Annotated in this window: 15 protein-coding genes and 1 riboswitch; of the genes, 2 read left to right on the plus strand and 13 right to left on the minus strand. The window is 29.1% G+C overall.

Features of this window, described 5'->3' with window-relative positions; genetic code table 11:
* Positions 1 to 5 precede the first annotated feature (5 nt).
* The 12 genes from AC4PG3_RS11935 to AC4PG3_RS11990 all read right to left on the minus strand — a co-directional run bounded on the left by AC4PG3_RS11935 (position 6) and on the right by AC4PG3_RS11990 (position 10,606).
* Positions 6 to 911, minus strand: coding sequence for an EamA family transporter (locus tag AC4PG3_RS11935; RefSeq protein ID WP_492196848.1), 906 nt, complete (start codon positions 909 to 911; stop codon positions 6 to 8).
* Positions 912 to 1,036: 125 nt separating this feature from the next.
* Positions 1,037 to 2,176, minus strand: a complete 1,140-nt coding sequence (locus AC4PG3_RS11940; RefSeq protein WP_492196849.1) for an aldo/keto reductase — start codon at positions 2,174 to 2,176, stop codon at positions 1,037 to 1,039.
* 93 nt (positions 2,177 to 2,269) lie between these two features.
* Positions 2,270 to 3,013 (minus strand): ABC transporter ATP-binding protein, encoded by a 744-nt coding sequence (locus AC4PG3_RS11945; RefSeq protein ID WP_492196850.1) that lies wholly within the window; start codon positions 3,011 to 3,013, stop codon positions 2,270 to 2,272.
* 30 nt (positions 3,014 to 3,043) lie between these two features.
* The gene (locus tag AC4PG3_RS11950) at positions 3,044 to 4,042 is read right to left on the minus strand and encodes an ABC transporter substrate-binding protein (RefSeq protein WP_492196851.1); all 999 of its coding nucleotides are present in this window, start codon (positions 4,040 to 4,042) and stop codon (positions 3,044 to 3,046) included.
* A 16-nt stretch (positions 4,043 to 4,058) separates the two neighbouring features.
* On the minus strand, positions 4,059 to 4,835 hold the full coding sequence (locus AC4PG3_RS11955; protein ID WP_492196852.1) for an ABC transporter permease: 777 nt from the start codon (positions 4,833 to 4,835) through the stop codon (positions 4,059 to 4,061).
* Entirely contained in the window at positions 4,804 to 5,100 is a 297-nt protein-coding gene (locus AC4PG3_RS11960) for a thiamine-binding protein (protein ID WP_492196853.1), read from the minus strand. Before AC4PG3_RS11960 ends, AC4PG3_RS11955 begins: the two co-directional genes overlap by 32 nt.
* An 80-nt stretch (positions 5,101 to 5,180) precedes the next feature.
* Positions 5,181 to 5,287: riboswitch (TPP riboswitch) on the minus strand.
* Between the two features lie 63 nt (positions 5,288 to 5,350).
* Complete coding sequence (locus AC4PG3_RS11965) at positions 5,351 to 6,463, minus strand: DUF4097 family beta strand repeat-containing protein (protein ID WP_492196854.1); 1,113 nt, start codon at positions 6,461 to 6,463, stop codon at positions 5,351 to 5,353.
* The gene (locus AC4PG3_RS11970; RefSeq protein ID WP_492196855.1) at positions 6,463 to 7,068 is read right to left on the minus strand and encodes an HAAS signaling domain-containing protein; all 606 of its coding nucleotides are present in this window, start codon (positions 7,066 to 7,068) and stop codon (positions 6,463 to 6,465) included. The genes AC4PG3_RS11965 and AC4PG3_RS11970 overlap by 1 nt, the downstream gene beginning before the upstream one ends.
* A complete protein-coding gene (locus AC4PG3_RS11975; RefSeq protein ID WP_492196856.1) occupies positions 7,065 to 7,382 on the minus strand; it encodes a PadR family transcriptional regulator in 318 nt (105 codons plus the stop codon). The genes AC4PG3_RS11970 and AC4PG3_RS11975 overlap by 4 nt, the downstream gene beginning before the upstream one ends.
* Before the next feature lie 120 nt (positions 7,383 to 7,502).
* Positions 7,503 to 8,630 carry an ABC transporter permease gene (locus tag AC4PG3_RS11980; RefSeq protein WP_492196857.1) on the minus strand — a complete coding sequence of 376 codons (1,128 nt, stop codon included), beginning with the start codon at positions 8,628 to 8,630 and terminating at the stop codon, positions 7,503 to 7,505.
* Entirely contained in the window at positions 8,617 to 9,672 is a 1,056-nt protein-coding gene (locus AC4PG3_RS11985) for an ABC transporter permease (protein ID WP_492196858.1), read from the minus strand. The genes AC4PG3_RS11980 and AC4PG3_RS11985 overlap by 14 nt, the downstream gene beginning before the upstream one ends.
* Position 9,673: 1 nt before the next feature.
* Positions 9,674 to 10,606 (minus strand): ABC transporter ATP-binding protein, encoded by a 933-nt coding sequence (locus tag AC4PG3_RS11990; protein WP_492196859.1) that lies wholly within the window; start codon positions 10,604 to 10,606, stop codon positions 9,674 to 9,676.
* A 153-nt stretch (positions 10,607 to 10,759) separates the two neighbouring features.
* Here AC4PG3_RS11990 and AC4PG3_RS11995 point away from each other — a divergent pair, with 153 nt between their 5' ends.
* A complete protein-coding gene (locus AC4PG3_RS11995) occupies positions 10,760 to 11,797 on the plus strand; it encodes a sensor histidine kinase (protein WP_492196860.1) in 1,038 nt (345 codons plus the stop codon).
* 1 nt (position 11,798) lies between these two features.
* The gene (locus tag AC4PG3_RS12000) at positions 11,799 to 12,419 is read left to right on the plus strand and encodes a response regulator transcription factor (RefSeq protein WP_492196861.1); all 621 of its coding nucleotides are present in this window, start codon (positions 11,799 to 11,801) and stop codon (positions 12,417 to 12,419) included.
* A 206-nt stretch (positions 12,420 to 12,625) separates the two neighbouring features.
* Here the strand turns inward: AC4PG3_RS12000 and AC4PG3_RS12005 are convergent, their stop codons facing one another.
* The gene (locus AC4PG3_RS12005) at positions 12,626 to 12,838 is read right to left on the minus strand and encodes a helix-turn-helix domain-containing protein (RefSeq protein WP_492196862.1); all 213 of its coding nucleotides are present in this window, start codon (positions 12,836 to 12,838) and stop codon (positions 12,626 to 12,628) included.
* Positions 12,839 to 12,840: the final 2 nt, after the last annotated feature.

The raw sequence follows: 12,840 nt of genomic DNA on the forward strand, positions 1-12,840 counted from the left end.
CTGAATTATTCAAAAAAGCCAAGTATAAATACACCTGTCATAACTATACCAATTACTATATATTGACTATAGTTTAGCTTTTCTTTTAAGAAAATTCTTCCAAGTATTACTGATACTATGCTATAACTTGCAATCATAGGAGCAACTACTACAGAATTTGTATTTAAGGCATATACATAAAAAAATTGGCCTGCTGTTTCAAACATTGCAGCTAAAGCTCTATCCTTTTGTTTAGCGATTCTAAACTTCTCTTTTTTAACTACTACAATATAAATAAATGCTAAAATTGCTGTAAATAGAAATGTCAATTCATAAGAAATAAGAGCTTCCTCTGGCCCCATCATATTGCTTAAGTAAACATCATCTAAAAATGTTCCTAAAGCATCAATAATAGCATAAAGTATAGGAAATATAAGTGCCATTGCTCCTATTTTATATTTTTTGTCTATCTGTTTTTTATTGATTTTCAATTCTTCTTCTGCAAGATGTCTCTCAATAATTCCAAGGGCAACAAGTCCAAAAGTAATGAGAGCTATTGCAAATAACTGTAATTTATTCATAGTTTTTCCAAGAATTAAAAAAGCTAAAATCCCAGCTATAGCACCTGAAGTATTACTTACTGGAGAGTTTATAGATACTTCTAAGTATCTAAGCCCCATATATCCTATAGTCATGGATAAAATATACATAAAAGAAACTGGAAAATACTTTATTATATTGATGGGATTAAACTGCCAATCCATCTTGTTCAGCTCAAAAAAAGCTTGTATTCCCATGACTAAACCAACCATAATTACAATTTTAAAGTGACTATATTTATCGTTAGGATCACTCCCCTTTTTATAAAAAAGATCTGCACTACCCCAAAATAATATAGTAAGTATAGACGATGTGTACCAAGAAAAAATCATATTTAACCTCCAATTATAAAATTTGTCACTATACTATGATAAATTCCTTAAGTTTAATAGTCAAGAATTATTTAATTTGTAGATATAAATAATAGACCTAGAAAAATCCAGGTCTATTATTTTTATTATTCAAAAGTATTCTTTACATCTTTTAATTGCTTTATAATCTCTATAGATTGAGGGCAATGAATTTCACATTTACCACATTCTATGCAATTTGAAGCTGTTTTTTCTTCATCCAATTTATCGTATCCCTCTTTTTTACCAAATACATGATAATTATTATATATACTAAAGTTTTTTGGAATATCAACTCCAGAAGGACATGGCATACAATATCCACAAGCTGTACAATGTACTTTAATTCTACTTTCAAATATTTTTTTAGCTTCTTCTACTATATCTAATTCCTCTTTTGTAAGTGAGTCTATATCTGCATCACCAGCTATATTCACATTTTCTATAACTTGCTCCATAGCACTCATTCCACTTAATACCACATCTACCTGAGGATGATTCCAAACCCATCTCAAGGCCCATTCTGCTGGGGTCTTTTTTGTTTTTGATTTATTAAAAGCATTCAAGACATCCATAGGTAAATCCTCTGCTAGTTTTCCTCCTCTTAATGGTTCCATTATAACTATTCCTAAACCCTTCTTATAGGCATAATTTAAACCATTTAATCCTGCCTGAAAGTCTTCATCTAGATAGTTAAATTGAATTTGACAAAAAGACCAATCATAATAATCTACAATTTCATTGAAATATTCTTGTTTATCATGATAGGAAAAGCCTGCATACTTTATCCTTCCATCTTCTATAGCTGAATCTAAAAATTCACTTATCCCTAATTCTTTTAATTTTTCCCAAACTTTTTTATTTAAGGTATGAACTAGATAGAAATCTATCATTTCTGTCTCTAGTCGCTGTAATTGTTCATTTAAATACCTATCCATATCCTCTCTAGTTTCTATAAGCCAACTGGGTAGTTTTGTTGCAAGTTTTACTTTTTCTCTATACCCATCCTTTAAAACTTTAGCCACAAAGGGTTCACTAGCTCCTGCTTTAGACATTCCATCTCCATGATAGGGATAGGCGGTATCAATATAATTTACTCCTTTGTCAATTGCATGTCTAACCATTTCCATAGATTTTTCTTCATCAATTTTTGAAGAATCTCCCCCAGGCAGTAAAGGAAATCTCATACATCCAAAACCTAGAATTGAAACCATCTCATTTGTCTTTCCAAATTTTCTATACAGCATTTTACCACCCCTATGATTAATTTCTTATACAATCATTATATCATTAAAAAGTTCATATATTAATTAATCTAAGAGAATTTATAAGACATACATCTAATTTTCATGTAGTATATTTAAAATTTGTCTCTTATATGAAATAAATTCACTACTTAATAAAAATTCTTCTCCCCTTGGTTGAGGATGTTCTATTTTTATTTCTTTAGTTATCATTCCAGGAGATCCTGTCATCATGTAAATTCTATTGGATAGCAAAATAGCTTCATCTATATCATGGGTAATAAAAAGGGTTGATAATTTAATCTTCTCCATTATATTTAAATACCAATTATGCATTTTCCCTTTAGTTATAGTATCTAGTGCACTAAAAGGTTCATCTAGCAAAGCTACTTCATGAGAAAAAAGATAAGTCCTAAGTAGGGCTGCCCTCTGTCTCATACCACCTGATAGTTCATGGGGATACATCTTTTGTGTTCCATCAATTCCAAATATTTTAAAGTGCTCTTCTGCCTTAAGTTTAGCTTGCTTTTTATCTTCTCCCTTTATAATAAGAGGTAAAGCCACATTGTCTATAACAGTCTTATAGGGCATTAATAAGTCTTTTTGCAGCATGTAACTAATATAGCCAGCCTTTCCTGTGATATCCTTATCCTCTAAAAAAACTTTGCCTTTATCTGGAACAGATAGACCTGCTAATATATTAAAAAGTGTAGTCTTCCCCACTCCACTAACTCCAAGCAAACATACAATTTCACCTTCATATACCTCTAGTGAAACATCTTTTATAATATCTTTTCCATCAAAAGATTTTGATATATTTTCTGCACTGAGTTTTTTCATTTTTTACTCCTGTTCACTTCTTGACTCTTATTATTCAGGAAGATATTCATTTGTAAATCCAAATCCTTTTTCTATTTCTTTTTCAATTAGATTGTTTTCAAATAGCCAAGCATAAAAACCATCCCATCTCTCTGGGTCTATATAACCCCATCTATCTACTTCTGCTTTATACTCATTGGAAAGCCATTTTTGACTTTCTACTATTAATTCTCTATCTAATTCTGGATTTAACTTAACAAGTATATCAGCTGCATCTTCAGGATTTTCTATTGCGTATTCATATCCATTTGCTACTGCTTGTAAAAATACCTTTGCTTGCTCTTCATTATTTTCAAGATATTCATTATTTGAGATTAAAATTGGACTATAATAGTCTAATACTGGTTGAATATCTTTAAATGCAAAATAATCTGTATCTAGTCCTTTGACTTTAGTTGCTATTCCATCCCAAGCATAAAAGACCCAAACTGCATCTATATCTGTATTAAGTGCAGTTACTACATCTGTTACAGTACTTGGAATCATCTCTATAGAGTCATAATCTCCTCCATCAGCTTCTACTACTGATTTTATAATTGCCTTTTCAATAGGTAAATCCCATGTTGCATAAACTTTTCCACTCATTCCCTTGGGAGTATCTATTCCATTTCCTTTTAAGGATATTATACCTGATGTATTATGTTGAACTAATCCAGCTACTGCTGATACTGGAAGAGGAGATTCGTTTGAAAATGCTGGAGCTATAGTATCTTGAAAATCAATTCCAAATTGTGCCTTCCCTGAGGCTACTAAAGCTGTTGCTCCATCTTCTGGTGGTTGAATAATCTCTACATCTAAACCTTGTTCTTCAAAGTATCCTTTTTCCATTGCTACATATAATCCTGTATGATTAGTATTAGGTGTCCAATCTAGAACTACAGTTATTTTTTCATTTTCTTTTCCGGTTTCACTTTCATTTCCTTGAGTACAAGCTGTCATAATCATGGCTAATGACAATATACAAAGTAAAATTATTGATCGTTTTTTCATGTTCATTCTCCTATGTCTATTTTAAATTTTTTTCTTCCTTTGTCCATGGCATGCTAATCTTTTGTAAAACTGTTACTCCATTCATCAATAATAAACTGATGATAGATATAAATAAAATTACTGCAAACATCTTGTCAAAAGAATAAGATTTTTTTACTCTAGTCATATACACTCCAAGTCCACTAAATCCACCTAGCCACTCAGAAATCACAGCACCTACAATTGAATAAGATGCAGAAATTCTAAGTCCTGCAAAGAAATGCGACATAGAGCTTGGTAATTTAATATGTTTAAATATTTGTGCCTTTGAGGCATTCATAGATTGTAAGAGTTTTATAGTATCAGAATCAGCAGATTTAAACCCATCTAACAGTCCTATGGTAATTGGAAAAAATGTTACAATAACAATTAAAGTTATCTTAGGTGCCATACCATAGCCCAGCCATAAAACTAGTAAAGGAGCTATAGCTACAGTAGGTACAGTTTGAGTAATGACTAATATTGGATATACAGCTCTATATACGAAATCAAACCTGTCCATAAAAACTGCAACTACAAATCCTAATATCACCCCAATACCTAGCCCCAAAAAAGCTTCTAATAAGGTAATCTTTGCATGGTGCATAAGTAAGGGAAAATCTAATATAAAAGCTTTAATCACATCTGTGGGAGATGGTAACATATAACTTGGTACTATCTCAGTGGCAGATAGAATTTGCCAAATAATAAGTATAAATACTATAAGCGTATAGGACGATAACTTATTGGTGATGCTTTGTAACCTTTTGATCAATAGTAAGGACACCGCCTTCTGGTTTAAAGTTAATCTTTACATAGCTCATTACAGATGGACATCCTGCTTCAATGGCAATATATTGACATTGTTTTATAATCTCCATTAACTGTTCATACTCTCCTTCAATAGCAGTTTCAAATGGGCCTACATAACAAGGTAAACCTGTAGATTTAATATAAGCTATTACTTCATCTACTATCTTTACAACTTCCTCATCTGTATTAACTCGTGGTAATACTTGAATAGCTACACTTGCATTCATCATAATCTCTCCTTGTAATTTGGTTTTTAAGCATTAAAAATCCTCTCTAGCACAGCCAAAGAGGATTAAATACAATTGATTTATCAATATATTTTTGTTCCTACGCTGGCATTATCCAGATCAGGTTACCGGTTAGAAATCTTCATTTCTTCTCAGCCCAATAACTTGAGCACCCGTTATATACTGCTATGATATACCAGACTTATTCTATTGTCAAGTTTAATAATTGCATACAATAAACCCTATCTTGTTAATCTTTAAGAAGTTTTATATCTCCAGATGATGTATTTATTTCAATAGTATTATCTCCAGAACCTATTAAAGCTTCAAACTTTCGATTATTATTTTCTTCTTCTATGCTTATAGGCAATGAGGATCTAAATTCACCACTATAAGACTCACCTTCTATTGTATAATTAGATTTCCCTCCAAACTCTATGGAAATATCTCCAGAGCTAGAATTTATTTTAACATCCTCAGTATTTTCTTTATTATCTAATTCAATATTTCCAGAACTAGACTGCAAATTCATCTCACCCATAGAATCTTCTATCTCCATGTAACCTGAACTAGATGTGATATTCAAATTTTCTCCAGATATATTTTCAATATCAATATCGCCTGAGCTTGAAGATATATTGAGATTTTCTATTGCAAGATTTTTAATATCTATATCAGATGAGGAACCTTCAATACTCAGATTTCCAATATAGTTTTCAGGAATAAACACTTCTAATATTACATCAGTTTGTCTAATTGTATAGCTATTTTTATTTGAAATTTCTACTTTTATTTCTATTTCATCAGATACTTCATTTATTTTAAGTTCAGGAACTACATCTGCTTCCATACTTCCTGAGTATCTAATCTTAATATCCTCTCTATCCATAGGAGATATTTTTACATCTACAAAAGGAGAATATATATTTATATCTTTTATTCCATCTATTTTCACCAATTTTTCTTCATCAATCATTACCTTCTTTAAATTTTTATTAATATCAAACCAATTTTCAATACTAACTCTTGACTTGCCTCCCTCTTGTATCTTAATACCATCCCATCCGATGGACACCTTATCATCACCATCGTCTACTTTTATTCCGTCCCATCCAATGGATACCTTGTCATCGCCATCATCTACATTTATTCCATTCCAGTCAATGCTTACATAGTCCTCTTCATCTTTAACTTTTACTCCATTAGAATCTATTTTAATATTCTCATGTTCACTAATTTTAATATCATTCCATCTAATATTTTCAAATCTTAAACCATCATTATATCTTAAGGATAAAGCACCTATTCCAAAGGAAATTAAGACAACCCCTATTAAAGTATATATTAAGCGTTTCATATTCATTACCTAGTCTCCTCCCCATTGATTAATCTTATATTCCAATTCATATAACTAGCTGTAAGCTTTATAAAACGTTTTGACAAATAAACTAATGGTATAATTACAAGTATACCTAAAGCAATAAAACCAACACTAAAGGACAATGATGTAAGTATATGTGGTAAATATATGGTGATAAAAAAGCTAATTGGCGATCCAAACAATATGAAAAACCCTGCAACAATAAATGAAATTCCCATTACATATCCACTAAACAAAAGTCCAGCTACAGCTACATAAGGTGCTAATACTACTATTAAATTAAAAAATAATAATAATATGGAAAGTAAAATTTTTCTGCTAATACTATTTGATTTATAATATTTATTGTAGTTTTTATAGCTATCTTGATTTTCATAACTATAATTATTTGAGCTATAGTTATTTTTGAAATTTTGTGCTATATCTTTAGGATTCCCAAGTTCTATTGATATTTCTTCTTCAGATTTTCCTTTAGATACTCCTATATCAAAATGTTCTTCATAGTCAAATAATATATCTTCTATCTCATCTTGAGGAAACCCTTGTAGATGCTGTTTTAATCGATCTAGATATTCATTTTTATTCATTCAATGTCACCTCTTAAAATATTGTTTACACTATCTACGAATCCTTCCCACTCAACTTCCAAATCTTCATAGACTTCCTTGCCACGATCTGTTAATTTATAGTATTTTCTTGGAGGCCCTTCCTGAGACTCCTGCAAATAATTATTTACATACCCTTCATTTCTAAATTTCCTGAGTAGAGGATATATTGTTCCCTCAGAGATATCTATAAACTTTGAAATATGTTCAACTAATTCATAACCATAAAAATCTTTTCTTTCTAGCAAGGAAAGAACACAAAGTTCTAAAACGCCTTTTTTAAACTGTATATTCATGAGCTTCTCTCCCTATTATTTTATCAAGTATAATATATCATATGCTACCTTGTAAAACAAGATACTAAAATAAAAAAATATTAAATATAAATTTCAGGGGCAATTACCCTCCCCTGAAATTTATATTTTTTGCCTTATCTTTGAAAAGTACAGACCCATGGATAAAAAAGCAAATCCAAATAATAATTGCATAGATAATTCATATCTCATATCTAAAAATGAATTAACATCCATTTCATTTATCCTTACATAATAATAGGTTGGAAAAAATTTAGCTATGGTTAAAACCTTTTCTCCTAAAAGCTCTTGAGGAACCATTACTCCTGAAATCATTGAAGTTCCCAGAGATGCCACTGTACTTATTCCACTTACAACAAATTTATTTCTAGATAGATTATTAATTAAAAATGTAAAACATAAGATTGAAAATGAAAATACTGATACATTAATTAAATATTTACTGAAATCTACTTCTCCTATATGCTTTCCTTTTAACACTATACTACCTAATATAAATATTGATGTCATTAATATCCCTAAGGTTATTTGTCCTAAATATATTTCACTATTATATTTAATAAATTTTTTAGATGATATTTTCATCCTATTTTCAATTTTTTCGTCTTTAAATTCCATCATAACTAGTCCAATCACTGTAATATAAATGGCAACTATAATATAGCTAGTAAAATTATAATAATACTTAAACCATATTTTTGCTCCTATATTTCCTTCTTTAGCATTATCATCTAAGATTTTTACATTTGCTTTTTCGTTTAATGCTATTTTTACACTATCTAAATCTAACTCTCCACCTTCATTACTTGCGTTTACAAATATGAGAAACTTTTCTATTTGCTGAGATAAATAAGAAGCTCCTACTTTTCTATCATCTTTATAAACTTTTATACTTTCTTCCTTATCAACTACTTTTTCATCAAAATCTTCTGGTATTATAATTACTCCATCTAACACTTCTAAAAAGATTTGCTCCTTTATATAAGCCTCATCTTCTATAGTATCAACAATATTATGTTTTTCTCCTAAATAATCTATTAACCCCTTAGATAGTTCACTATTCATATTATCAATTATTCCGATATTTAACTTTGTACCTTCAAACTGAACTTCTTTTCTTTCTGTACTAACTCCATTTATTATTGACAGCATAAAAAATATAATGGTATAAATTAATATTGCTACTTTATGCTTTGCTGCCACCCTTAAAAAATATTTATATACTGTCATAATTTCTCCTCCTTAAAAATACATAGGATGCCATTATTAAAATTACACTATATAAAGCTAAAATAAAAATTCCCATTCCTGCTCCCTTAGTATTTTCTAAAAGATTTACTCTATATAAATTATTAGATACTATGGCTATTGGATTTATCTTACCTAGAATTGGAACATGCTTGTCTAAAATATTTTTTATATCTGTAGACATCATACCTGATAGAAATGATAAAAATAAGGTTATACCTATTGAAATCATTATCTTAGTACTAGGGCTTTGTTTATTAGATGCTCCAATAAATATTCCTAAAGCTACTCCAAATAGATTTCCTAGTAATATAAAAATCAAACTATATTTTAATTCAGTAAATAAATCCATTTTTAAAACAAACTCTAAAAACAATAGTAGTGCTCCATTTGATAATAGATTAAATCCTAATGCTACTATGACTCCTGCCAACAAGAAATTTTCCTTTTTTAAAGGTGTTAAGTTAATTCTAGCACCTATATTAGTCAAATTAGCCTGAACCAATACTACTGTTTCAATGCCAGCAAAAACTCCATAGGTAGATACCATTGCTATTAAAGAATAGAAAATAACTAATAGTCCATTGGATTTTTGATCCTTTCCTTCAATATAATCTGCTGTAAAATCATAGTTTTCTATTGGCTTATTAAGTGCGTTCATCTGTTTTATTTGTTCTACTATCTCTTTTATTATAGTCTGATTAAGTCCTGAACTATTTACTAATATATTTAAATCTTTATCTACAAAACCGTCTATTTCTTTATCTTTTAAACTTTTCTTTGCCTCATCCTGAGAAGTCTCCATTACATTTACAATATCTATAGTTTCTAAAGCATACTCTATTGGATTTCCCTTTTCTATTCCTACATTGATATTTTCTATTTTGCCATTTGTAATTCCACTAAAGGCTGTATAAAAAAATGTTACTAATATTATTGGATATAATAAATTCCAAAAGAAAAAACTCCAATCTCTAAATATATTCTTTACTTGATATATACAGTTCCTAAATAAGCTTTTCATATTAATCTCTTAACTCCTTCCCTGTAAGCTCTAAGAATACATCATTTAGTGTAGGAAGCTGACTATAAAGCTTTGTATATACTAAATCATTTTCTTTAATAAAGTCTAAAAGGTTAGATAGATTGTTTACTCTATTTTCAAACTTAATGATATAATCATTTTCATCTTTTTCTATAGCTATTACATGGGATATATGTTTAATTTTTTCTAAGGTTTCATTATTAATTTCCGAAAAGCCTACTACTATTTTTTCAGTTGTGGTTATCATAGCCTTTAGTTCTTCATTAGTTCCAGAAACAATGCTCTTTCCCTTATCCATAATAATTATTCTATTACAAAGCATTTCCACTTCTTCTAAATAGTGAGTTGTATATATAATTGTACTACCTTCTTTATTTAGTTTTTTTATACCTTCCAGTATAAAGTTTCTACTTTGAGCATCTACTGCTACAGTAGGTTCATCTAAGAAAATCAACTTCGGCTTATGGGCTATTCCACAGGCAATATTTAATCTTCTTTTTAATCCCCCACTTAACTTCTTAGGATAAAACTTTATATAATCCCTTAAACCTACAAATTCTATGGCTTCTTCCACATATTTTTTCCTTGTCTCACTATCATTTATATAAAGTCCACAAAAATAATCTATATTTTCTCTTACGGTTAAGTTTTCAAAAACTGAAATCTCTTGTGGCACCACTCCTATTTGTTTTTTTATATCATAGGAATTAGGGGTCATTTTCTTCCCAAAAATTTCTATTTCCCCCTTATCAAAACTTAATAATGATAATATACAGTTTATTGCTGTAGTTTTTCCGCATCCATTTGGCCCTAATAGTCCTAGTATTTCACCTTGTCTTACCTCCATATTAAAATGATCAAGGGCTATCAATTCTCTATATCTTTTAACTACATTATCCGCTTTAACTATCATTTTACCACTCCTTCCATTTAATTATATTTTATCATCCAACGCCTTTTGTATGTAGTGTGGATAGTCACTATCCTATATGACAAATGTCATATATTGTATTTCAGTTAAATTAAATATATAATTGTATTGAATGAAAAAATGGAGGAAAATACTATGAGAAGATTTATTGAAAAGTCAATAATTATAAGCTTTTCTCTATATACTACCTATAAACTTTTTTTAGGTATAGATATAGTCTATTACTTTTTGATAAGTGTAGTATTTTCATTTATTCTAGACCTATTAAATCATAAAAAATATAGACTAATTCTGTATTTTGTATTTATAGTTCTTATTCTCTATGATAATTTATTTTTATTTTATTTTCCTCTTATTTTTTACAATATCTATATGGACTTTAAATCCTTTAGCATACTTTCTTTATTAATATTGCTAATTGATTTCTCCCCTATAGTTTTGATATTATCTCTTTTATCTCTATATTTTTCACAATCTAACTATAGAATAGATAATATGCTAAAAGAAAATAGAAATGTAAGGGATAATTTAAAAGAAGATACAATATACCTTAAAAGATACAATAAACAATTAAAGATAGATAAAGAAAAAGACATCCATATTGCGATTCTCACAGAGAGAAATAGAATTGCAAGAGAAATCCACGATTCAATAGGCCATGCTATTAGCAGTAGTATTTTACAGGTAAAGGCCTTAAAAGTAGTATCCGACCAAAGTTTAAAAGACCCACTTGATTTACTACAAGAAACTTTAAATAATGGGATGAATGATATTAGAAAAAGCCTTCAAGGACTTAGAGATGAGTCTTTTGATTTAAAGAGTAAGATAGAAGCCTTAATAGATGAAGTGCCTAATCTAGATGTGGAGCTTTTATATAATATTGAAGAAGTCATAGAATATAAACTAAAATTTGATATACTTTCAGTTATAAAAGAAGCTATGACTAATACAATTAAACATTCAAATGCTACAAAGCTTCATATAAGTGTATTTAGTCAACCAAAGTTCTATTCAATAATTATAAAAGATAATGGAGAAAAAATACCTTTATTTGAGAATAGAGGAATAGGTCTTGACTATATGAATGAGACTGCAAATAAATATAATGGTTTATTTAATTATAAATTTGAAAATGGATTTAGAATACATTTAACCATGATGAAAGGAGAATAAAATGAATATTATAATTGTAGATGATGACCCTTTAGTGGTAAATTCCCTAAAAACAATTGTAGAAGCAAGTGGAATAAAAGTTTTGGGAGTAGCTCATAATGGAATAGAAGCTGTAAATTTATTTAAAGAACTTTCTCCTAATATTGTTCTTATGGATATAAGAATGAAAGATATGGATGGAATAGATGCAACTAGGGAGATACTCAAAATAAATAATGATGCTAAGGTGCTACTTATTACCACATTTGAAGATGATGAATATATTAGAGAAGCCCTATCCCTTGGATGTAGAGGCTACATATTAAAACAAAATATAGATAGTATTATCCCTTCAATAAATGCAGTGCACTCAGGAAATATGGTATTTGACAGTAAAATTGTATCTAGTATGAAAAAATATAGAGAAAAGGACATTGAAGGAGAACTGTCAAGTAAAGAATTGGATATTCTCATTCTTTTAGCTGATGGTATGAATAATAAAGAAATTGCAAATAAGCTCTATTTAAGTGAGGGCACAATCAGAAATTATATCTCAACTATGTTAGATAAACTTTCCCTAAGGGATAGAACTCAACTTGCAATTTATTATTATAAATCTAAATTTGGAGTAGAGGATGATTAGGAGTAGAAAACCAAATAAAATATGCCCATGATTAGGAAAAAATAAATACTTAAAACAACTATATAATAAGTCAATATGAATTTAAATTCCCAACTTATTCTTCTGTTTTTCCACTTTATATAGACCTTATTTAGCTTCAATTATATAACCTCCACTATTATACTAGCTATCAAATTTAATATAATAAAAGACATTTCTATTTGAATCTATTGATCTTCTTCTACATACTCTAATATATCCCCAGGTTGACAGTCCAATGCTTTACATATTCCTGCTAAGGTGGAAAATCTTATGGCTTTTGCCTTACCATTTTTTAGTATAGATATATTTGACATAGTTATTCCAACTTTTTCAGATAACTCTGTAACACTCATACCTCTTTTTACCAACATAATATCTATATTTACTTTTATATTCATAT

Source organism: Tissierella sp. QWL-11 (assembly GCF_058683765.1).